Annotated in this window: 18 protein-coding genes and 1 pseudogene; 8 read left to right on the plus strand and 11 right to left on the minus strand. The window is 73.1% G+C overall.

Annotated features, from left to right (window positions below; all coding sequences use genetic code 11):
• On the plus strand, nucleotides 1–1056 hold the full coding sequence (locus tag N6H00_RS04210; RefSeq protein WP_268970179.1) for a zinc-dependent alcohol dehydrogenase family protein: 1056 nt from the start codon (nucleotides 1–3) through the stop codon (nucleotides 1054–1056).
• Nucleotides 1057–1133: 77 nt separating this feature from the next.
• Here the strand turns inward: N6H00_RS04210 and sigJ are convergent, their stop codons facing one another.
• The 3 genes from sigJ to N6H00_RS04225 form a co-directional block, all read right to left on the minus strand.
• Nucleotides 1134–2024, minus strand: a complete 891-nt coding sequence (sigJ, locus tag N6H00_RS04215; protein ID WP_268970180.1) for an RNA polymerase sigma factor SigJ — start codon at nucleotides 2022–2024, stop codon at nucleotides 1134–1136.
• A gap of 165 nt (nucleotides 2025–2189) precedes the next feature.
• Nucleotides 2190–2678, minus strand: a complete 489-nt coding sequence (locus tag N6H00_RS04220; RefSeq protein ID WP_268970181.1) for a glutathione peroxidase — start codon at nucleotides 2676–2678, stop codon at nucleotides 2190–2192.
• 153 nt (nucleotides 2679–2831) lie between these two features.
• Nucleotides 2832–3746, minus strand: coding sequence for a YceI family protein (locus N6H00_RS04225; RefSeq protein WP_268976839.1), 915 nt, complete (start codon nucleotides 3744–3746; stop codon nucleotides 2832–2834).
• A gap of 313 nt (nucleotides 3747–4059) precedes the next feature.
• On the opposite strand from N6H00_RS04225, the gene N6H00_RS04230 reads away from it, so the two are divergent.
• The 5 genes from N6H00_RS04230 (at nucleotide 4060) to fxsT (ending at nucleotide 13356) form a co-directional block, all read left to right on the plus strand.
• The gene (locus tag N6H00_RS04230) at nucleotides 4060–4620 is read left to right on the plus strand and encodes a hypothetical protein (protein WP_268970182.1); all 561 of its coding nucleotides are present in this window, start codon (nucleotides 4060–4062) and stop codon (nucleotides 4618–4620) included.
• Between the two features lie 174 nt (nucleotides 4621–4794).
• Nucleotides 4795–5940, plus strand: coding sequence for a phosphorylase family protein (locus N6H00_RS04235; protein ID WP_268970183.1), 1146 nt, complete (start codon nucleotides 4795–4797; stop codon nucleotides 5938–5940).
• A 368-nt stretch (nucleotides 5941–6308) separates the two neighbouring features.
• Complete coding sequence (locus N6H00_RS04240) at nucleotides 6309–7805, plus strand: VMAP-C domain-containing protein (RefSeq protein WP_268970184.1); 1497 nt, start codon at nucleotides 6309–6311, stop codon at nucleotides 7803–7805.
• Complete coding sequence (locus N6H00_RS04245) at nucleotides 7802–8980, plus strand: AAA family ATPase (RefSeq protein WP_268970185.1); 1179 nt, start codon at nucleotides 7802–7804, stop codon at nucleotides 8978–8980. The genes N6H00_RS04240 and N6H00_RS04245 overlap by 4 nt, the downstream gene beginning before the upstream one ends.
• Nucleotides 8977–13356, plus strand: a complete 4380-nt coding sequence (gene fxsT / locus N6H00_RS04250) for an FxSxx-COOH system tetratricopeptide repeat protein (protein WP_268970186.1) — start codon at nucleotides 8977–8979, stop codon at nucleotides 13354–13356. Before N6H00_RS04245 ends, fxsT begins: the two co-directional genes overlap by 4 nt.
• 87 nt (nucleotides 13357–13443) lie before the next feature.
• On the opposite strand, the gene N6H00_RS04255 is transcribed toward fxsT, so the two are convergent.
• The 5 genes and pseudogenes from N6H00_RS04255 to N6H00_RS04275 all read right to left on the minus strand — a co-directional run.
• Nucleotides 13444–15174 (minus strand): HEXXH motif domain-containing protein, encoded by a 1731-nt coding sequence (locus N6H00_RS04255; protein ID WP_268970187.1) that lies wholly within the window; start codon nucleotides 15172–15174, stop codon nucleotides 13444–13446.
• Nucleotides 15175–15270: 96 nt separating this feature from the next.
• On the minus strand, nucleotides 15271–15447 hold the full coding sequence (locus N6H00_RS04260; RefSeq protein WP_268970188.1) for a hypothetical protein: 177 nt from the start codon (nucleotides 15445–15447) through the stop codon (nucleotides 15271–15273).
• A 162-nt stretch (nucleotides 15448–15609) separates the two neighbouring features.
• Nucleotides 15610–16359, minus strand: a complete 750-nt coding sequence (locus tag N6H00_RS04265) for a DUF4232 domain-containing protein (RefSeq protein WP_268970189.1) — start codon at nucleotides 16357–16359, stop codon at nucleotides 15610–15612.
• Nucleotides 16360–16657: 298 nt separating this feature from the next.
• Nucleotides 16658–16948 carry a DUF1876 domain-containing protein gene (locus N6H00_RS04270; RefSeq protein ID WP_443072896.1) on the minus strand — a complete coding sequence of 97 codons (291 nt, stop codon included), beginning with the start codon at nucleotides 16946–16948 and terminating at the stop codon, nucleotides 16658–16660.
• An 11-nt stretch (nucleotides 16949–16959) separates the two neighbouring features.
• Nucleotides 16960–17607: pseudogene (locus N6H00_RS04275) on the minus strand (phosphoribosyltransferase); the annotation flags it as partial.
• A gap of 102 nt (nucleotides 17608–17709) precedes the next feature.
• Between N6H00_RS04275 and N6H00_RS04280 the strand changes: the two are divergent.
• Both N6H00_RS04280 and N6H00_RS04285 read left to right on the plus strand, forming a co-directional pair.
• Complete coding sequence (locus N6H00_RS04280; protein ID WP_268970191.1) at nucleotides 17710–17949, plus strand: hypothetical protein; 240 nt, start codon at nucleotides 17710–17712, stop codon at nucleotides 17947–17949.
• On the plus strand, nucleotides 17946–18704 hold the full coding sequence (locus N6H00_RS04285) for a DUF72 domain-containing protein (protein WP_268970192.1): 759 nt from the start codon (nucleotides 17946–17948) through the stop codon (nucleotides 18702–18704). Before N6H00_RS04280 ends, N6H00_RS04285 begins: the two co-directional genes overlap by 4 nt.
• A gap of 27 nt (nucleotides 18705–18731) precedes the next feature.
• On the opposite strand, the gene N6H00_RS04290 is transcribed toward N6H00_RS04285, so the two are convergent.
• The 3 genes from N6H00_RS04290 to N6H00_RS04300 are packed head-to-tail and all read right to left on the minus strand — an operon-like array spanning nucleotide 18732 to nucleotide 21879.
• Nucleotides 18732–19556 (minus strand): carbohydrate ABC transporter permease, encoded by an 825-nt coding sequence (locus N6H00_RS04290; RefSeq protein WP_268970193.1) that lies wholly within the window; start codon nucleotides 19554–19556, stop codon nucleotides 18732–18734.
• Nucleotides 19553–20461 (minus strand): carbohydrate ABC transporter permease, encoded by a 909-nt coding sequence (locus tag N6H00_RS04295; protein ID WP_268970194.1) that lies wholly within the window; start codon nucleotides 20459–20461, stop codon nucleotides 19553–19555. The genes N6H00_RS04290 and N6H00_RS04295 overlap by 4 nt, the downstream gene beginning before the upstream one ends.
• Nucleotides 20458–21879: an extracellular solute-binding protein gene (locus N6H00_RS04300; RefSeq protein ID WP_268970195.1), complete on the minus strand. Its 1422-nt coding sequence runs from the start codon at nucleotides 21877–21879 to the stop codon at nucleotides 20458–20460. The genes N6H00_RS04295 and N6H00_RS04300 overlap by 4 nt, the downstream gene beginning before the upstream one ends.
• Between the last annotated feature and the right edge of the window lie 26 nt (nucleotides 21880–21905).

Consider the following 21905-nt stretch of genomic DNA (forward strand, 5'->3'; position numbering starts at 1 on the left):
ATGCGTGCTGTGGTGTTCGACGACTTCGGGCGCCGGCCCGAGGTCCGGAGCGTCGAGGATCCCGCTCCCTCCCCGCGCGGCGCGGTGATCCGGGTCGAGGCGACCGGGCTGTGCCGCAGCGACTGGCACGGCTGGATGGGACACGACCCGGACATCCGGCTGCCGCACGTGCCCGGCCATGAGCTGGCCGGGGTGATCGAGGAGGTCGGCCCCGGCGTCCTCAACTGGCGGCCGGGGCAGCGGGTCACCGTGCCGTTCGTCTGCGCCTGCGGACGCTGTGCCGCCTGTGCGGAGGGCGACCAGCAGGTGTGCGAGCGGCAGACGCAGCCGGGGTTCACCCACTGGGGCTCGTTCGCCGAGTACGTCGGGATCGAGAACGCCGATGTGAACCTGGTGGGCCTGCGGAACGAGCTGTCCTTCACCACGGCCGCCGGTCTGGGCTGCCGCTTCGCGACCGCCTTCCGCGCCGTCGTCGCCCTGGGCCGGGTCGCCCCGGGCGAGTGGGTCGCGGTGCACGGCTGCGGCGGGGTGGGGCTGTCGGCCGTGATGATCGCGGCCGCGGCCGGGGCCCGGGTGGTGGCGGTGGACATCTCCCCGCGAGCGCTCGCCCTGGCCGACCGGTTCGGCGCGGCGGTGTGCGTGGACGCGGCGTCCACCCTGGGCTCGGTGGCGGAGGCGGTCGCGGACGCGACAGGCGGCGGCGCCCACCTCTCGCTCGACGCGCTGGGCTCGCCACGGACCTGCGCCGCGTCCATCAAGAGCCTGCGCCGCCACGGCCGCCACGTCCAGGTCGGGCTGCTGCCACCGGCCGCCGGGACGCCGATGATCCCGATGGACCGGGTCATCGCGCTGGAGCTGCGGCTGCTGGGCAGCCACGGCATGGCCGCGCACGCCTACGGCCCGATGATGGCGATGGTCGAGGCCGGTTCGCTGCGGCCGGATCTGCTGGTCACCGATGTCATCGGGCTCGACGAGGCCCCGGAGGCGCTGGCCACGATGGCGTCCGGGGCCAGGAGCGGGGTCACGGTCATCGAACCGCACCGCGCCCGCCCCTGACGGGTACACCGCACCGCGCGCGCCCCTGACGGGTGGGCTGACGGGCCGTTCCGCACGGCCCGTCCGTCCGGGCGGCGTCAGTCCAGGCCGGTCAGGTCGAGCCGGTCCAGCCGTGCCGGGTCGGCCAGCACGTCGATCGCCGCGATCCTCCCGTCCACGACCGTGAAGGCCAGGACCGAGAACGGCCGCCCCGCCCGGGAGCCGACCACGCCCACGGCGCCGTTGACGAGCGCGGGCCGGGTGAGCACGCCGGTGCCGCCGTGGCGGGAGAAGGTGAGCGCCTGGTCCGCCACGGCTGCCGCGCCCCGCACCTCGCGCGGGGCGAGGGCGGCCGCGCCGCCGTAGTCGGCGCGCAGCACCACATCCGGGTCGAGCAGCGCGATCAGCCCCTGGAAGTCGCCCTCGTGCGCGGCGGCGAGGAAGGCGTCCACCACCGCGCGCTGCCGGGCCAGGTCCGCGTCGGGGACCGGGGCCGCGCCCCGCACCCGGCGGCGGGCGCGGCTGGCGAGCTGACGGGCGGCGGCCGGGGTGCGGTCGACGATGGGGGCGATCTCGTCGAACGGCACACCGAACAGATCGTGCAGGACGAAGGCCAGCCGTTCGGCGGGGGCCAGCGTCTCCAGGACGACCAGCAGGGCGAGGCCGACCGAGTCGGCCAGCAGCGCGCGGTCCTCGGGGCCGGGCCCGCCCTCGCCGCTGATGACCGGGTCGGGGAGGCGCACCCCCAGTGGCTCCTCGCGCCGGGCGGTGCGGACGCGCAGCATGTCCAGGCAGACCCGGCCGACGACGGTGGTCAGCCAGCCGCCCAGGTTCTGCACCGCGCCGGTGTCGGAGCGGCTGAGCCTCAGCCATGCCTCCTGGACCGCGTCGTCCGCCTCGCTCAGCGAGCCCAGCATGCGGTAGGCCACCGCCCGCAGATGGCCGCGGTGGGCCTCGAAGCCCTCCGCCAGAAGGTGGTTGTTCTTCATCGCTCACATCCCCTTGTCGCGGGCCGCACCGTCGCGGGCCACACCGTCTTGACGGTTGAGCCGGGTGCGATGTGACAGGGCGATGGGGCCGACCCGGCGGGCGAGGCGGCCATGGCCCCTCGCCCGCCCTCGTCCCGGCTCACCTCACCGGGGAAGCCGCGCCTCTCACCGGGGGAGCTGCGCCTCGATCGCGGTGACCACCTCGGCCGCCTCCGGCTCGGTCCGCGGCCGGAACCGGCCCACGACCTCACCGGCCGGCGAGATCAGGAACTTCTCGAAGTTCCACTGCACATCCCCCGCCTCGCCCTGCGCGTCCGGCGTCCGCGTCAGCTCGGCGTAGAGCGGATGCCGCTGCTCGCCGTTGACATCGGTCTTCTCCAGCAGCGGGAAGGACACGCCGTAGGTCGTCGAGCAGAACGTCTGGATCTCCTCGCTGGTCCCCGGCTCCTGCCCCGCGAACTGATTGCACGGAACGCCCAGCACGGTGAATCCGCGCCCGGCATAGCGCTGCTGCAACCGCTCGAGCCCCTCGTACTGCGGGGTGAGACCGCACTTGGACGCCACGTTGACCACCAGCAGCGCCGCGCCGCGATGCTCACCGAGGGAGGTCGGCTCGCCGGTGAGGGTGCGCAGGGGAATGTCGTACAGGCTCATGGGATCAACCGCCTTCGTCGTTCGATGGACGAGCCCAATCTATGCGCCGGCCGGATCATCCGGTGGCTCGTCCTCGCCGGGTTCCGCACGTGATGCGAGACGGCGGTGGGGCGGGCCACAGGGCCCGCCCCACCGCCGTCTCGGACAGGAGGATCACTCCGGCGGCGTCGGCATGTCGGGGGCGCGGTACATCGCCTGGATGTCGAACTCCAGCTTGACCGTGGGGCCGACCACGGCGATGCCACGGGCGAGCATGTTCCGCCAGTTGAGCGTGTAGTCCTCGCGGTGCAGTTCGGCGGTGGCGAGGGCCGCGCAGCGCAGTTCCTGTTCGTAGCCTCCGTTCACGGCGCCGAGGTAGGTGGTGTCCAGGGTCACCGAGCGGCTGACGCCGTGCATGGTGAGGGGGCCCTGGATGGTCCACTTGGGTCCGCTGCGCCAGGTGAAGCGGTTGCTGACGAAGTGGATCTCCGGGTAGTTCTCGACGTCGAGGAAGTCGGCCGAGCGCAGGTGGTTGTCGCGGGTGTTGTTGCCGGTGCTGATGCTGGAGGCGTCGATGACGACCTCGACGCGGGAGTCCTCCATCCGCTCGGCGACGTGGATACCGCCCCGGAAGCGGGTGAAGCGGCCGTGCACATTGGCCATGCCGACGTGGCGGGCGATGAACCGGATCGCGGTGTGCGGCGGGTCGAAGAGCCAGGTGCCGGGCGGGGGGAGTTCCAGCTGCTGGGAGGGCTCCAGCTGCACCCTGCGGGCCGGTTCGCACTGGCCCGGGGCGATGTCCACGGTGAAGCGGTTGGGCTGGAGACCGCTTCCGGTGATCAGCACGGTGTACGTCCCCGGCTCGAGCGTGGCGAGGAACAGTCCGTGCGGATCGGTGGTGGCTCTGGCCACGGTACGGGCGGCGCCACGCGTTTCGGTGACGGTCACCTCGACGCCGCCCATGGGCTCGCCGACCGGATCCAGGACCTCGCAGCTGAAGGCTCCGGCGCCCACGGGCATGGGCATCCGGAGCGCTGGTCCACGGTCCGGGCGCTTGGTGCGCCTGCGCCGCAGCAGTCCGAGAGGCATTGCAGTCATCTCACTAACGGTTATCCGGGTACGGGGGTGTCCATGATGGTGCTTCACGGTGCACCGCGAACGCCCGGGGGGTGGATGTCGGCCGCGTCCGACGATCTTCCGCGCCGTGCCGCTCGGCAACTTCCCCCTGCGCGAACGGGTTTCGGCACGCCGCGGCCCCACCGGGCCGGCGGCCCGCGCGTCGGCCGGGTCATGGCGGTACCGGAAGTCGCGGGCGTACGGAATAAACCAGGCACAGGGGCGGAAACAGTCACCACGGGGGCCGGTGACGACGAATCCGGCACGCGGTCACAGAGGGGGAACGGTGACGCGATACGACAGCACCGACGGCGAGGCGGCCGCGGACCGGCTGCTGATCGTGGAGTACGAGCAGGTGAAGGAGGAACAGCGGGCGCGGATCGGGTTCCGCGACAATCTGCTCTACGCGACGCTCGCCTCGATGGCGGCCATCATCACCTTCTCCCTCCAGGGGCATGGACGTCCGGAGCTGCTGTTGCTGCTGCCCCCGGCGTCGACGCTGCTGGGCTGGGCGTATCTGGTCAACGACGAGAAGATATCGGCCATCGGGCGGTATGTCCGGGAGGATCTGGGGCCGCGGCTGGGGACGCGGGCGGCTCCGGGCCGGCCACCGGTGTTCGGCTGGGAGCGGGCCCATCGCGACGACGGCCGCCGGGTCTCCCGCAAGCGGCTTCAGCTCGCGGCCGATCTGCTGCTGTTCGCGGTGGCGCCGATCGCCGCCCTCACCGTGTACTGGACCTCGGAGCCGGTGCGGGCGGTGCTGCTGGCGGTGTCGGTGGCGGAGGTGGCGCTGGTCGCCGTGCTGGCGGTGCAGATCGTGCTGTACGCGGATCTGCGCCGGCCCTGAGCCATGGGGCGCGCGGGGGCGGGTCGGGTCCGTAAGGTTGGTGCCGGAGGCTGTCCCAGGCGGAGTATCGCCCTCGTGCGGGGCGTACTTGGGCGATGCGACAACGCGGCGAGCGGCCGTGCCAGGCGCCGGGAGCAGGGCGCCTCCTTTGACGACAGGCCCTAGGGGGGATACGTGGGCGCTCGTGACAACGGGGTGGCGGCGCGGGCCGATGTGGTGGTCCTGACCGCGCTGGAGGTCGAGTACCGGGCGGTCCGCGCCCATCTGGAGGATCCGCGCCCGGACCGGGCGGAGCGGGGCGCGCTGTTCGAGCTGGGCGTGTTCCGCGACGGGCCCGCCGCGCGGACGGTCGCCCTCCATATGACCGGTCCGGGGAATCCGGGCGCCGCCGCCTCGGTCGAGCGTGCGGCGGCGCTCTTCGCGCCCCGGGCGGTGCTGTTCGTGGGGGTCGCGGGCGGCCGTAAGGACGTCGCGCTGGGGGATGTGGTGGCCGCCGACTCGGTGTACGACTACGAGACCGGCAAGGACACCGAGACGGGGTTCCTGCCCCGGCAGAAGACCTATCAGTCGGCGTACGGCCTGGTGCAGCTGGCCCGGCTGGTGGCGGCGGGCGACACGTGGCAGCGCCGGATCCCCCCGGGGGACGGCGCCCCGCGCCCCCGCGCCCATGTGAAGCCCCTCGCGGCGGGCGGGCGGGTGGTGGCGCACCAGCGCTCGGACGTCGGGCTGAGGCTGGCGGCCGGCGCGGGGGACGCGCTCGCGGTGGACATGGAGGGCTTCGGCTTCCTCGCGGGCGCGTATGTCAACCAGCATCTGGACGCGCTGGTGATCCGTGGCGTCTCGGATCTGCTCGGGGACAAGGGCGAGGCGCACGACGAGCGCTGGCAGCCCGTGGCGTCCCGGCACGCGGCCGCCTTCGCCTTCGAGCTGATCGGCCGGCTCCCGGTGGCCCCCGACGCACCGGCGGCCCCCGACGCACCGGCGGCCCGGCCGTCCGCCGCCCGTACGCCGCCCCGGGCCGCCGTACCGCGCGGGCAGCGGCTGACCATCCACGACCTCGGCGGTCTCGCGGACACCTTGCTGGCCGTGTCCGGGATGACCTCGCCCGCCCGCTGGCAGCAGCTGCTCGATGAGCTGCCCACCGTCGGCACCGCGGTGGGCCGCCAGTCGGCGAGCCGCCCGGAGGCCCTGTCCCTGCTGCGCACCTGCGAGGCGCGCCGGGCGCTGCGGGAGCTGGTGGAGGTGGTCGCGGTGCTCGCCCCGGACGATCCGGCGGCCGCCGAACTCGCCCGGCGGGTCGAGGAGCTCGGTCTGGAGTGACCCTTATCACCCTCCCGTCCCGGCGGCCAACCTTCCGCGCGGGGGCCCGTGCTCGTCCCGGCCGCCCAGGGACGGCGGCCGTCACCCGGCGCCGCCGGAAGCGGCCAGGTGGGCCCCGCGAGGACGGCTCGCCACCGCGCGGAGGTACGCTCCCCGGGCCCGTCGCCGGGAGGTGTCGCCGAGGCGGCGGCGGCCGTCCGGGGGCGGCGGGCGGCGCCGCGGACATCCTCGCCCCGGGGTGTCAGGAGAGGCTCGCGGGGCATACAAGTTGTCCGGAGTCCGGGCGGATGGCGCCCGTGTGGGGGAAGGGCTCCGGCGGGATCATCGGCGGCGGGGACCGGTGATGCGGCCTCGGGGGAGGGCAGCGCATGGCGGCCATGGGGGAAGGTGGCCTGAAATCGGTCGGCAACCTCGTCACGGCGTTGAAGGAGTTCCGCTGTCTGACGGATCCGGATCTGCGCTCGCTGTGCCTGGATCTGGTCGCCATGGAGCTGGAGATGACCAGCCTGCCCGTGCGCGCCCACCGGGTGACCGACTACTTCCTGGTGGAACTGGCCCGCGAATGCCTGGAGAACGCGCGGGTCATGCACGCGCTACGCGCGTCCCTCGCGGTGCTGGCGGCGGCCGACGAGGACGCCATGAAGCGGCTCGACTCGGTCATGGAGCAGATGACGGCCCGTCCGGCGCTGCCCGGGGCCGCCGTCGCGAAGCTGCGGTCGCTGCTGGAGGAGCTGGAGGTCGAGCAGCTCGGCCAGTTGTGCCGCATGGCCGCGGGCCCGCTCCAGGAGGTCCCGGCGGTCACCGGCCCCTGGCAGGCCTTCGAGGTGCTGAGCCGGATGAACGCGCAGCCGGGCGGGCTGCCGCCGCAGCTCGCCCTGGTGGAGTACCTCGCGGCGGCCGCGCGTCCGCTGCGCAGAGCCGACGAGCTGCGCGAATGGGCCGATGAGCAGGCCCGGGAGCTGGGTCTGACGCCCCAGCTGCGGTCGCTGCGGCAGCAGGTGGGGCATGCCGCGCCGGCCGGGCCGGTGGACGCCTATCTGGTGATCCGGCTGCTGCCGCGGGAGGAGTCGGGGGCTTACGAGCTCTCGTCCTGGTACCAGTACGATCCGACCGGCTGGCATCCGGTCCGCGGTCCGGTGGCCCAGGTCACCTCTCAGACGGCGGAGCGGGCGGTCCAGACGCTGGTGTACGAGGCGGCCGAGGAGTGGGACGACGCGCGGGCGATCCATGTGGAGTTCATGCTCGGCCCGGATGACCTGAATCTGCCGGTCCACCGCTGGCGTCTGGAGCTCGACAGCGAGCTTCCCACCCCGCTGTACATGGACCATCCGGTGGTCGTACGGAGCCTGGAGAGAAGCCGGACCAGACGCTGGCACCGCGAGTGGAAGCAGCGCTGGAACCTCTTCGAGCGGCAGCCCGAGCGCGCCAGACAGCTCGTCGTGGACGGCGCGGACCCGGACAGTCCGCGCTCCGGCGACCCCACCGCCCTGCTGGCCCGGCTCAAGTCCGATCCGCATGTGGTCGCCCTGGTCCTGACCTCGCCCCCGGGCACCACCCCCGAGGGCAGCGCGGAGGCGCTGGCCGCCTGGCGGGCCGGGATCCCGCTGGTCGCCTGGGACGGCCGGAGGGTCCGGGACCCCCGCTTCGTCGAGCGCCTGAGACAAAAACCGGCCGACGCCAGCGGGGACCTGGCACGGCTCCGCGAAGCCGTGACAGAGTTACGTCTGGACGCCCATACGATCGACGCCGCGGAGCGGGAGCACCACCTCGGGCAGCATGTGGTGCTCGTCTGGGACGACCCGACCCGCCCCGTGGAACCGCAAGGACGCATGACGGGGCCGGACGAGGGGGTGGGTGCTCGATGAGCGACGGAGAGCCTGCGCGACGGCACAACGGACAGATCCACCCTGATGCGGCCGCCTCGGGCGCGCTGCCGTCCGGGATACCCCGCCCCTGGTGGATCTACCAGGGCACCGGGCGCCCGCTCCGCGATGTGAGCCTGGAGGAGATCCTTCCGCCGCCGCCCCCGTGGCGTACCTTCGACGGGGTCTCGGCCTGCCCGGTGGACGGCGACGGCGCGCCCGGCGCGTTATCGGACCCCGAGGACCCGCCGGCCGAGCCCCCGGCGCCGCCGGAGGACGAGCAGGACACCGCCCGGCGGATGGGCACCGCTCCCCTGGGTCTGCGCTCGGACCCGGAGGAGGCCGATCTGGTCAACGCGGCGCTGATCCTGAGGCGTCCCCTTCTGGTGACGGGCCGTCCGGGCACCGGCAAGTCGACGCTGGCGTACCGCATCAGCCGGGAACTGGGCCTCGGCCGGGTGCTGCGCTGGCCGATCACCACGCGATCCACCCTGCGGTCCGGGCTGTACGGCTACGATGCCGTCGGCCGTGTGCACGCCGCCGCGGCCGGTCAGGCGTCGGAGGGGGACACGCACGAACCCGGACCGGAGGACATCGGCGACTTCCTCCAACTCGGCCCCCTGGGCACGGCGATGCTGCCGCACCGGCTGCCCCGCGTCCTGCTCATCGACGAATTCGACAAAAGCGACATCGACCTGCCCCATGACCTGCTCGACATCTTCGAGACCGGCGAGTACTCCATTCCCGAGCTGGTGCGCATCCGCAGACGCCGCCCGGCCGTATCGGTCCTCACCGACGATCCGGAGCGCAGTACCGTCATCGCCTCGGGGCGGGTGCGCTGCCGCGCCTTCCCCGTCGTCGTCATCACCAGCAACGGCGAACGGGAGTTCCCGCCCGCGTTCCTGCGGCGCTGTCTCCAGCTCCGGCTGCCCGACCCGGACGCGGACCGGCTGGCCGCGATCGTGGCCGCGCATCTGGGGCGGGCCGACGATCCGCGTGCGCGGGAGCTGATCCAGATGTTCGTCGAGCGCAGCGAGCGCGAAGGCGGGCTCGCCGCCGACCAGTTGCTCAACGCGGTGTACCTGGTGACGTCCCAGTCACATGGTCCGGGGCCCGAATGGGAGGAGCTGCTGCAAGCCGTCTGGCACCGGCTGGACAGCGCAGCGGGCTCGACATGACACATGACCCAGGCGGCAGGTCCGCCGGGCCCGGTCCGCGGGACCTCGACTGGCGACAGCTGGCCGACGCCCTGTGGCTGGCGGCCTGCACGGCCGGACGGGACCCTGGCCCCGGACGGCCGGACCCCGGTCCCCTCCCCGCCATACCGGAGGCGGACCCTCCGCCGCCCGGTGCCGAGCCGTCCGGCGAACGGCCCGACGAGCCCTCCGGCGAACCGCTTCCGGAGCCTGCCGGGGAGCGGCCGGTGCCCGGGGGCGGGGACGGGCCCATCGGCGTGCCGCCGCCCCGTCCCGCGGAGCTGGCCGCCGTGGCGGCGTCGCCCGGTGAGGCGGAGCCGGTGACCGTCGCGGAGACCTTCGCGCCCGTGCGCCGGCCGTCCGCCGATACCCCGCCGCTGCCCGAGCGCGCCCTGTCCCGGGCGCTGCGGCCGCTCAAGCGCACCTCGCCCTCGCCGGTCGAGACGGAGGTCGACGAGGAGGCCACGGCCGAGCGGGCGGCACGCGAGGGGCTGTGGGTGCCCGCCTGCGTGCCGGTGCGCGAGCGCTGGATGGACGCCGTCCTGGTGCTGGACTGCGGCAGTTCGATGGTGGTCTGGCGGCGGACGGCCGCGCGTCTGGCCACCGTGCTGCGGCGCACCGGAGCCTTCCGGGATGTGCGGGTGCACCGGGTGAACACCGACCATCCGTGGCCCGAGGACCGATCGCCGGTCGACGGCATGCCGCCGCGCGGCAAGCGCACGGTGCTGGTGCTGACCGACGGCATCGGCGCGGCCTGGGCCGACGACAGCGCCCAGCGCGCGCTGGCCCGTTGGGCGCGGCACGCGTCGGTCGCGGTGCTGCACGTCTTGCGCCAGGGCCGCTGGCACCACACCGGTGTGGCCCCGGAGCGGGTGCGGGTGCGGGTGCCCGAACCGGGCGCGCCCAACGGCACCTGGCGGCGGGCGGACGGCGGTCCCTGGCCGGGCGGCGCACCGCCGGTTCCGGTGCTGGAGCTGGACGCGCGCTGGATGGCCAACTGGGCGCGGCTGGTGGCTCGGCCGTCGGTGCGCGGCGAGGACACGATGGCGCTGCTGCCCGGCGCGCCGGCCGAGCGCTGGGAGCCCGAACCGGAACCCAGCGCCTGGGACCGCGTCTTCCGGTTCCGCGCCACCGCCTCGCCGAGCGCCTTCCGGCTGGCGTCCCGGCTGGCCGCCGCCCCGTTGAACATCCCCGTGATGGAGTTCGTCCAGGGGATCCACCAGCCGGAGGGCAGCCCCGGCGATCTGGCCGAGATCCTGCTGGGCGGGCTGCTGCGCAAGGTGGGCACCGCCGACCCGCTGGACGAGACGGGCATCGGCTACGAATTCCACGACGGGGTACGGGAGCTGCTGCTGTCCGCCGGGCTGCGGGACGAGTCGCTGTACATCCTCGGCAGCGTCCTGGACCGGCTGGGCCGCCGCTGGCAACCGCTGCTGATGCTGCGCGATCTGCTCAACCACCCCTCAGGGTCGGTGCGGGACCTGCCCAGGACGGAGCGCCTGCTGCCGTACATCCGCCTTCAGGAGCAGGTCTACCAGGCGCTCTCCGGACCGTATCTGGAAGGTGCGCGCTCCTTTCGCGCCCTGGTCCTGGCCCATCAGGCGCTCGTCCGCTCGGGGGAAAGCCGACCCGATCCAGTTGAAGACGCATCACACAGGGGAAAACATGTGGTCTCCGAGGCGGTTGGGATGACTGACTCCACGACTCCCCGAGCCGATCCGCTGTCCCAGGCCGACGATTCACCATCCCCGCCGGCGCACGGCACGCCGGGCCCGGCGGGGGAGCATCCGAGAGGAACATTCGTGTCCGTGACCGCTGCCCGGTCCCTGCCCGCGGCGGAGCGCCGCGCCGGGGAACCCCCGGCCATCTGGGGCAACGTACCGCCCCGGAACAACAACTTCACCGGGCGGCAGTCGTTGCTCGACACGCTCCACCAGCGGCTGCGGAGCGAGGGCACGGCCGCCGTGCTGCCCGAGGCCCTGCACGGGCTCGGCGGGGTGGGCAAGTCACAGATCGCCCTGGAGTACGTCCATCAGCACGCCGCCGACTACGACGCGGTGTGGTGGATCCCGGCGGAGCGCCCCGAGCAGATCCGCCAGGCGCTGGTCCAGCTCGCCGACCGGCTCGGGCTGCACGCGGGCATGGAGGCCAACACGGCCGTGCCGAGCGTGCTCGACGCGCTGCGCACCGGACGCCCGTGCCGCAACTGGCTGCTGGTCTTCGACAACGCCGAGGAGCTGGAGACGGTGCGGCCGTTCTTCCCCACCGGCGGGCCGGGCCGGATCCTGGTCACCTCCAGGAACGCGCAGTGGTCGCGCGCCGCCCGCACCGTCGAAGTGGACGTCTTCGAGCGGGAGGAGAGCATCGAGCTGCTGCGCCGCCGGGGGCCGGAGCTGCCGCGCGACCAGGCGGACCGGGTCGCCGACGCGCTGGGGGACCTTCCGCTGGCCATCGAGCAGGCGGCGGCGTGGCTCACCGAGACGGGTATGCCGGTCGACGAGTATCTCCAGGTCTTCGAGGACGAGCGGGCCGATGTCTCCACCCGCCGCAGCGAGCTGCTGGCGGCGGGCGTTCCGGTGGACTATCCCGAACCGGTCGCCGCCGCCTGGAACATGTCGCTGCGGCGGCTGGCCGAAACCCATCCCGGCGCCCTCCAATTCCTCCAGATGTGCTCGTTCTTCGCCCCCGAGCCGATCTCCCGCCGGCTCTTCTCCGGGGTGCGGGGCGTCTCCCTCTCCCCCGAGCTGTCGGGGGTGCTCCAGGACCCCATCAAGCTCGGCCACGCGATCCGTGAGATCAACCGCTACGCCCTGATCAAGATCAACCACCGCAGCAACACCATCGAGATGCACCGGCTGGTGCAGGCCGTGCTGATCGGCCAGATGTCCCCGCAGCAGCAGGCGGACATGCGGCACAGCGCCCATGTGCTGCTGGCCTTCGGCGATCCCAATGAAGTCTCCCCGCCGAACTGGGGTCGATACGCCGACCTCCTCTCCCATGTCCGGGCCTCGCGCGCGATGGAGTGCGACGACAAATGGGTGCGGCAGATGGTGCGGAACCTGGTCCGCTTCCTCTATACCTGGGGGGACCACCAGGGTGCGCTGACCCTTGGTAACCAGGTGCGGCGCAAATGGGTGGAGACGCTCGGCGAGGACAGTCCGGAGACGCTGGCCGTCTCCCGGACCCTGGGCCATGTGCTGACCGTGCTCGGCCACTTCGAGGAGGCCCGGGAGCTCAACCGCCGGACCCTGGAGCTGCAGCGCGCCACCGAGGGCGACGACCACGAGAACACCCTGGTCAGTCTGGGCGCGGTCGCCGTCGACGCCCGCTACCAGGGCGACTACGCACGATCCGTGGCGCTGGAGAAGGACCGCTGGACCAGGACCCTGCGGCTGTTCGGCGACGAGGACCCCTACGCCATCGCCGCGGCGAACGACTACGGCGTGGCGCTGCGCGCGGCGGGGGACTACGCACGCGCCCGGGAGCTGGACGAGGGCGCCCGGCGCACCGCCGGTCTGGTGCTCGGCGAGGACGCCCTGCTGACCATCCTGGTCGAGGCGAACCTGACCATCGACGTCCGGGAGAGCGGCGACTACCTGGCCGCCCGCGACATGCTGGAGCAGACCTGTGACCGCGCCCGCCGGGTGCTCCCGCAGAACGCGCCCATCCTGGTCTACGCCCTGCGCAACCTGGCCGTGGCGCGTCGCAAGGCGGGCGACCACGAGGGCGCCCTGGACCTCAGCCGGGAGGTGCTGGAGCGCTACCGGCTGCGCTACAGCGAGCCCAATCTCCACATCACCACCACGGCCCTGAACCTCTCGATGGATCTGCGGCAGACCGCCGACCTGGAGGGCGCCCGTGAGCTCGGCCGGAAGTGCCTGGAGGACATGCGCGTCTCCCTCGGGGAGCGGCATCCGGTCACCATGAGCGCGGCGACCGACCTCGCCGTGACGCTGCGGCTGCTGGGCGAGACGGACGAGGCGCTCGCGCTGAACAAGGAGACGCTGCCGGTGCTGGTCGAGCAGTTGGGGGCCGACCACCCCGTGGCGCTGGCCTGCGCCATCAACATGGCCAGCGACCACTACACCCTGGCGGACTACCAGGAGGCCCACGACCTGGACACCGAGACCCTGGCGGCCTGCCGGTCCCGGCTGGGCGCGGACCATCCCACGACGCTCGCCTGTGCGGTCAACCTGTCGGCGGATCTGCGGGCGCTGGGCGAGGGCAGGCAGGCGGAGGAGCTGCACCAGGACGCGCTCGGCCGGATGCGCCAGGTGCTGACCGCCGGCCATCCGGCGACGGTCGCGGCGGCCCGGGGCATCCGGGCGGACTGCGATATGGAGGCGATCGCCGTCTGAGTCGCCATCCGCGTCGCCGTCCGACCCGCTGACCGCGTCGCCGTCCGCGTCGCGTCTGAGGCGCCGTCCATGTCGCCGGTGGGGCGTTCACCGGCGCGTGCGGGTGCCGATCCACCGCGCCAGCGCCACCGGATCGGGACCCGTGCCCGCCTCGGTGCGCACCTCCCGGTGGACGGCCAGGACCAGCTCGGGGTGGCTCAGCAGCGTGGTCCTGGCCGTGCCGGCCGGCAGGCTGAGCGCGAGCCCCGCCCATGCCGCGATGTCGTCCGGGTCCGCCTCCACCCGGCCCCGGTAGCCGCGCAGCGCGGCGGCGGTGTCCCCCGCGGCCCAGTCGAGGTCGGCCCGGTCGGGGGCGTCGTCGCCGTCGGGCGTCCCCGCTCCCCCGCCTGCACGCAGCCGGGCGAACCCCGCCGGGTCCCTGAGCCGGTGCCGGGCGAGCGCGGGGCGCGTCAGCGCCTCGGTGGGGGCCGGCCGGATCGAGGTCCCGGGCGGTTCCCGCGGCGGCGCGGTCCGCTCCCGCCAGGCCCGTGCCCACCGGGCGAGCTGCCCGGGGTCCGGCCGCAGATGGCGCATCCGGTGGACGATCCGGTGGTCGTCGATCAGATCGGCCGCCAGGCGCCCCGGCAGGGCCGGCACGGGCCGCACGAGCCACTCGGCCAGCCGCTCCTGTAGCCGGTGCAGGAACTCCCGCCCCGTGGGTGTCAGTTGGGCGTGGCTGAGGAGCGTGCGCAGCCCGGCGGAGGTCTGTGCCCGGCGCAGGGCGAACTCGAACGCGGCGATGGACCGGGCCGGGCCGGCCTCGGCGCGCCGCATGCGGTCCTGCCAGAATCCGGTCACGCCCAGGAACGCGTACACCCCCTGGAGGAGTCCGCGCAGGGGCCGCGGGTCCAGCCGCCAGGGCGCGTAGTGCACCTCCTCCAGCCCGTGTTCGATGAGCGGCACCAGGTCCATCAGGGCGCTGAGCTTGATGTGCTGGGCCTCGTGCACCAGCGCGGTGGCGAGGGCCAGCGCGTCCGTGGCCCCGCCCAGCAGCACGCATCCGTACGCCTCGGGTGAGGAGGCGCTGAACGGCTCGGGCCAGGCCACATAGGGCACGGGCACGACGGAGGAGAGGCAGGCGCCGATACCCCTCGGATCGACATGAGGCTGTTCGGCGACCAGCCGCCAGGCGCTGTCGAATCGTTCCTGCCAGCCCGCCCGTTCTTCGTCGGTGAGCCGCTCCGGGCCTCGGATGCGGAGAAAATCGCGATAGGGATCGATGTCATCGACAAGGGGTGCGCAGACAATTCCCCGGTGTTCTCCGCGCAGTCGCCGCAGACCGTACCAACCAGGGGCGTCGGCGGAGAAGTCGGCGGGCAGCGTCACAGAATAGGGGCCGGATAACACCGCCGCCTTCCGATCGGTCATGACCACTTCCGCGACTTCGGCCTCATGGGGAATGCGGGCGGATCCCAGAGCCGGCAGCATCACCCCGCGATCGCGCACCGGGACGGCGATACGGAAGTCGATTCCGGCGAGCAGTGCGGCGGAGGCGGCCATGGCATGCAGATATCCCACCGTGCTCCACAGCGGTTCGTTTCCCGATTCCAGTCCGCGCAGTCTGCGCAGACAGCGGTTGAGCCACACTCCCACGGTGGGGTGCAGCAGCAGCCCCTCCACGGCGGCCGGAGAGCGGCGCTCGGCCTCGATCAGCAGGTGCCAGGCGTCCCGGGGCGGGGAAAGGGGGCCGGGCAGGGCGGGGTGCGCGGCGGCGATGTCCACCAGGGCGCGCAGCAGCAGCATGGCCCGGCTGCGCTGCCCCGACCTCAGCTCGGCCACGGCCGCAGGGCCGCCCGAACCCCGCGCCAACTCGGCGAAACCCTCCCCCGATAAACGATGGTTACGACCTCGTGTGGCGGAGAACGCCATGGCCGCCTAACTCACACAGACGTTCGACGCCGACGAGTTGCCGTTGACCGTCGGCGGGAACTGGACGACGTCCAGCAGCCGCTCCGTCACCACGGAAAGCCCCTCGTGCCGCTCGAGGTCTGCGAGTGTCGCCCCCGAAAGGTCCAGCAGCTCCGTCTCGACCTCGGTCGCGACCCGCTCCATGACACCGTCCCCCTCCGGACGCTCCCTACCGGCTCCTATGAGGCATCCCCATGGTGGCCTACCCCTCTTGATTGCGAAAGGGTGAACACGGCCAGTCGGCGGCCGCCCCATCAAGATTTTCGGACACTTCCCCGCACGCGGACGCGCCTCGATATGCCGGTGTCACCCACCCGTTCCGGAGCGCACCGCCTCGACCTCGAAGACGCCTCCGCACACCCGGAAGGAGCGCGCCGAGGTCTTCATCGCGTCGAAGGAATCCGGCGGATAGACCCGGATCCGCTCGGGGGCGCGCCGGCACGGGGTGTCGGTCATGCCCTCGTTGAGCGTGTGCAGGTCGGCGGAGGCGCTGCCGCCGGGCGGCAGGGTGACCGTGGAGCGCGTGGGGCCGCGCCGGGTGGCGGGGTCGCCGATCGCCGAGCCGCCGGAGTCGAGCAGCGAGACCCCGGGATATCCGGTGAGGGTGCAGGTGGTGGCGGACGTGTTGGTGAACACCAGGGGCAGATGCACATTGCCCGCGCCCACGTCCATCCGGCCGGCCGACAGCGTCAGCTGCGTCCGGGAGCAGACGCGGCGGGCACCGGACGCCGCGGCGGGCTGCGAGGAGGAGGCGCGCGAGGGCGCCGGGTGCGCCGAGGGCGGAGCGGACCGCGCGGTGTGCGAGGCGGGCGGTCCGTCGGACGCGGTCCCGCTCCCGGGAGCGGCGGAGGAGGCCGCCGGGGTGGACGAAGGTGGCGCGGCGGAGGAGGCGGAGGTGACGGACGAGGCGGGCCGCGCGGAATCCCCGTCCCCGGTGTCGCTGCCGCACGCGGTGGCCGTGGCCAGCGCGCCGACCAGCAGGGCGGATAAGACCGGCGGACGGAGCGAGCGCGATGCCGTCGTACGCCGAGGAGCCGAACCGTTCCGTGGACCCATGAGCGACCTCCCGAGGTCAGCCGTCGGCCGGGGCACCGGCCGCGGGTCGAGTGCCCCGGAGCCTGTTGTGCATGCCCCCTCCGGTCTCCCTTCCCCGCGTGGGCGGCCTCATGTCCGGGCGATGTCCGGGCGCACGGTGGGGAACGGAGCACGGGGGCGCACGGGCAGGAGGCGCCGGCCGCGGTGGCGTACGGGCACAGGAGCGTTGGCGTACGGGCACAGGAGCGGTGGCGTACGGGCACAGGGGCGTCCGCCGCGGCGGACGGCCGCCGCGGACGCTCCTTCGCCTCAAGGGGCCTTAGATCACCAAATGGGCCTTGGAGTGGGTGACTTCCTCGATGTCACCACCCGCCTTGCCGATCAGCCGGTGGGCCAGGTTGGTCAGCGCCCGCGCCGCCGCGATCTCCTCACCGACCCTCGGCTGTGCCGGGTCGTCGGGATTCCGGTTGGCCCGGCCCTGAGCCAGCATCTCCGTGCCGTCGTGCATCCTCAGCCGGACGACCGCTTCGGTCAGCGGGCCGATCTCACGAAACTCCATCTGGATGTCGCATCCCACGATCGTCTCCATCGCGATCACCTCCTGCGTCACCTTCCAGAATGCGCCTCCCCCGTCTCTCCAGTCGACCGGGACAGCAACTCCACCACCTCGGCGTCCGTCGTCTGGGAGAAGTCCCGGTACCACTCCCCCACCGCCGCGAAGTCCGGGGGCGTGGCGAGGGCCACCACCTCGTCCGCGTCCTCGCGCAGCGTCGCGACCGCGTCCGGCGGCGCCACCGGAACGGCCAGGACCACCCGTGCGGCTCCCTGGGCCCGTGCGACCCGGCAGGCGGCCTGGGCCGTGGCGCCGGTCGCGATGCCGTCGTCCACGATGACCACCGTCCGGCCCTCGACCGGGATCCGCGAGCGGCCCCGGCGGAACCGCCCGGCCTTGCGGGCCAGCTCCTCCCGCTCGGTCCGCTCCACCTCGGCGAGGTCCTCCTCGTCGACCCGGCTCATCCGGACGATCGCCTCATGGACCACCCGCACCCCGCCCTCGCCGATCGCGCCGAACCCCAGCTCGCGGTGGTACGGCACGCCGAGCTTGCGGACGATGATCACGTCCAGCGGGGCATGGAGCGCTCGGGCCACCTCGTAGGCCACCGGCACCCCGCCCCGCGGCAGCCCGAGCACGACCGGTCGCTCATCGCCCAGGGGCCGCAGCGCCTCGCCGAGGCGCCGCCCGGCGTCCACCCGGTCGGTGAAGATCATGGTTCACCCCCGCGATGTGGGACTCGTCCGCGTAGGCCGGCCGGCGGGCCCCGGCGGCCCGCCAGAGCGCGCGAAAACCGGGGGCTCCGGCACCCTGGAGGTATGGAGCACACCACCGGCCCGGACGAGTCCGGATACCCCGTCTTCGTCGAGTCATTCGACGCCGACAGCCGCTACCGGCGGGTGCGGCTGCGCGGCCTGGGCTGTGAACCGCTCGAACGGGAGGAGTTCGAGCCGCGTGTCCGGCAGGTCTTCCCCGATATCGACCTCGACGACCCGGACCAGGTCCACTGGGCGGACCGGCCCGGACAGTGGCCGCCCTGGCATCCGGGCGAGGCATGACCGTCCTGGTCGGCACCTCGGGATGGCAGTACCGGGACTGGCGCGGCGGGCTCTATCCGCAGGGCTGTCCGCAGCGGCTGTGGCTGGAGGAGTACGCCCGCGCCTTCGACACGGTGGAGAGCAACAACGCCTTCTACCGGCTGCCCACGTACGACCAGTTCGCCGCCTGGCGGGAGCGCACCCCCGAGGGCTTTGTGATGGCGCTGAAGGCGAGCCGCTACCTCACCCACATCAAGCGGCTGCGGGATCCGGACGAGCCGGTGCAGCGGCTGATGTCCCATGCGGCCGGGCTCGGCGACCGGCTGGGCCCCGTGCTGCTCCAGCTGCCGCCCACCCTGCGGGCCGACGGCGGGCTGCTGGACCGCTGCCTGAGCCGGTTCCCCGCCGGGACGCGGGTGGCCGTCGAACCGCGGCACACCTCCTGGTGGACCGAGGAGATCCGCGCGGTGCTGGAGCGCCGCGCGGCCGCGCTGTGCTGGGCCGACGCCGGTTCCCGCCCGGTCACCCCGCTGTGGCGGACCACCGGGTGGGGGTATCTGCGCTTCCACGGCGGCCGCGCCGAGCCGGCCCCGCGCTACGGACACCGGGCGCTGGCCACCTGGGCGCGGCGGGTCCGGGACACCTGGCCGGCCGACGCGGAGGTCTACGCCTACTTCAACAACGACACGGGCGGGGCCGCGGTACGGGACGCGGTCGTCTTCGCCCGCGCCGTCGCCGGGCTCGGCCGCCCGGTCAGCGGCACCCCCTCGCCGTAGCGCGCGGATGCCGCTGACCGGGCGGCCTCACTCCTTCACCGCCCCGCCCAGCATGCCCTCGATGAACCGGCGTTGCAGCGCCACGTAGACCACGACCACCGGCAGCGCGATGAGCACCGAGGCCGCCGCGAGCAGCGCCGCGTCGGAGCTGTGCTGGCCCTGGAAGAAGGCGAGCCCGAGGGGGACCGTGCGATGGGCCTCGTCGCTGACCATGACCAGGGCCATCAGGAACTCGTTCCAGGTCCACATGAAGGTGATCACGACCATGGTGGAGATCGCCGGGCGGCCCATCGGCACCAGCACGCGCCACAGCGTGGTCCAGGTGGTGGCCCCGTCGAGCCGGGCCGCCTCGATCACCGCCCGTGCGCTGCCACGGAAGTAGGTGCGCATCCAGAAGACCCCGAAGGCCAGGGACTGCGCGGTCTGCGGCAGGATCAGCGCCCAGTAGGTGTCGGTGAGTTCGGCGTAGCGCAGATCGAAGTAGAGCGGGACGACCAGCGCCTCCTGGGGCAGCGTCAGCCCGATCACGAAGAGGTGGAACAGCACCGTGGAGCCGGGGAAGCGCATCACCCCGAAGGCGTAGGCGGCGAGGACGGCCAGCACGGTGGTGGCGGCCACCACGACCGCCGTGACCAGCACCGAGTTCCCCAGATAGGTGCCGAAGTGGCCACGGCTCCAGGCATCGGCGAAGTTGCTCCAGTGCAGACCGCCCTTGGGCAGCGAGAAGCCGGTGTCCAGGGAGCTCTGTGAGCCGAAGGCCGTGGCGAGGACGCCGATCACGGGGGTGAGCGCGATGACGGCGAAGAGGGCGAGGATGCCGTAGGTGACGGCTCGTTCCAGGCGTGTCGTCATGCCCGCCGCCCTTCCACGAGCCGGGAGACCGTCACCGTCAGGACGAAGATCAGGACCGTGAGGGCCACGCCGACGGCGGCGGCCGAGCCGACCTGGTTGGTCTCGAAGGCCCGGTGGTAGACCTCGTAGGCGGGTACGGAGGTGGCGTTGCCGGGGCCGCCGCTGGTGGTGATGTAGATCAGGTCGAAGTTGCGCAGCCCGGCCACGATGGTCAGGGTCAGCGCCACCGCGATCTGCGGCCTGAGGCCCGGCAGGGTGACGGCGCGGAACTCGCGCAGCGGACCGGCGCCGTCCATCCGCGCCGCCTCGTACAGCTCGCGTGGGATGCGCTGGGCCCCGGCGAGGAAGAGGACCATGCACAGTCCGGTGCCGACCCAGGTGCCGACGACGCCGACGGCGGGCAGCGCCCAGGTGTAGTCGCCGAGCCAGGGGCGGGCGAGGCCGCCGAGGCCGACCGCGCGGAGGACGTCGTTGAGCAGCCCGTCGGGGGCGAGGATGGAGCGCCAGGCCACGCCGACCACGATCAGCGCCAGGACCTGCGGAAGGAACAGGACGGTGCGGAAGAAGGTCATCCCGCGGACCCGGGCCCGGGACATCACGGCGGCCAGCAGCAGCCCGATGGCCACCGGCAGCGCCGAGTAGAAGACGAGCAGCAGCAGCGCGTGGAGGAAGGGGGCGCGCAGGCTCGGATCGCTGAACAGCGCGCGGTAGTTGTCGAATCCGGCGGGGGTGGCGACCGTCAGCCCGTCCCAGTGCTGAGACGACAGCCACACCGACTGTCCGAAGGGGTAGAGCAGGAAGACGGCGTACACGGCGAGGGCGGGCAGGATGTAGAGATAGCCGATGGCGCGCGGCTCACCGGGTGCCCGGCGGCGGTAGGCCCTGGTCAGGGCGGTGAGCCTCATCGGTTGCCCGCCGATGTGTGCTGCTCGTGCTGCTTCCTCATGAAGGCCCCGTAGTCCTTCTGCAAGGTCGCGGCGAAGGCGTCCGGGGAGGTCTTGCCGCTGATCACCCCCTGGAGGGCGGCCGAGAGCGTGTCGTAGAAGCTCGGGGTGGTGTAGTCGAGGTACGGGACGAGTCCGTCGGCGGCGCTCAGCCGCTTCCAGCCGGCGATCATCTGGCCGTCGGCGCTGTCCGGGGCGACCCGCGCCGCGGCCTGCGCGGGGACGGCGGGCAGCACGCCGTGCCGGGTCATGACGTCGGCGGCGTGCGCGTCGGTGAGGAAGTCCAGATAGGCGGCGGCCACCTCCGGGTGGCGGGAGCGGGAGGTGATGGACCAGGCCAGTCCCTGGCCCCCGGTGGTGACGGGGTTTCCGCCGGCCTTGGCGGGCGGGGGCGGCATGATGCCGAGCCTGTCGCCCATGGACTTCTTGAGGTCGGCCAGCTGCCAGGTGCCGGTCAGCAGATACGCGCCGTCGCCGGAGGCGAACTTCTTGGCCGCGTCGTCGTAGCCGAGTCCGTTGGCGCCCTTGGGCAGATAGCCGCGTTCCGTCCAGTCGGCGAGGGTCGCCGCGGCGCCCTTGGTGGCGGCGTTGTCGAAGCCGTCGCCGCGGCCGAGGACGGTGTCACGGGCACCGGCGGCGCCGAGCTGGTCGTGCAGCACCCCGAAGGTGTGGATGGCCGGGTACTTGTCGAGGTTGCCGAACTGGATGGGCAGTTCGCCCCGCTTCTTGAGCCGGGCCAGGCCGTCGGTGAACTCGCCCCAGGTGCGCGGGGGTTCCAGCCCGGCCCGCCGCAGCAGGTCCTTGTTGTAGTACAGACCGATGTACTCGCCGGTCTGGGAGATGCCGTAGAGCCGCCCCCTGCCGAAGTCGCCGCCGTCGGCGGAGACCCGGTTCAGGTTGAGCAGTGTGGCGGGGTAGCGGGTGTTCCAGTCGTAGATCCCGGCGTAGTTGTCCAGCGGGGCGAGCAGCCCGGCCCGGACGAAGGCGACCATGTCCGGGTAGCCCTGGTTGGCCTGGATGACATCGGGCGGGTTGTTGCCGGAGACGGCGAGCTTCAGGGTGGTCTTCAGATCGGTGAAGCTGCGGGCGACCCGCTTGATCCGCACATTGGGGTACTTCTTCTCGAACTCCCGGTTCAGCTGCTGTATCTCGCCGTTGGTCCCGCCGCGTATCTCCTGGTCCCATACGGTCAGCGTGGTCTTTCCGGCCCTGGCCGGGTCGGGTACGGCGGTGGCCGCGCCGGTCCCGGCACCGGCGGCCCCCGAGCCGTCGGTGCCGGGCACACAGCCCGCGGCGAGCAGGACGGCACCGACGGCGAGCGCGGCCGGGGCGGCTCTGCCACGTAGGCTGCGGCGCGCCCCGGTACGGGCGAGTTCCATGGGGTTCTCCTCGATGCGGTGATCAG

Source organism: Streptomyces sp. S465 (assembly GCF_026898115.1).
In the GTDB taxonomy this organism is placed as follows: domain Bacteria; phylum Actinomycetota; class Actinomycetes; order Streptomycetales; family Streptomycetaceae; genus Streptomyces; species Streptomyces luomodiensis.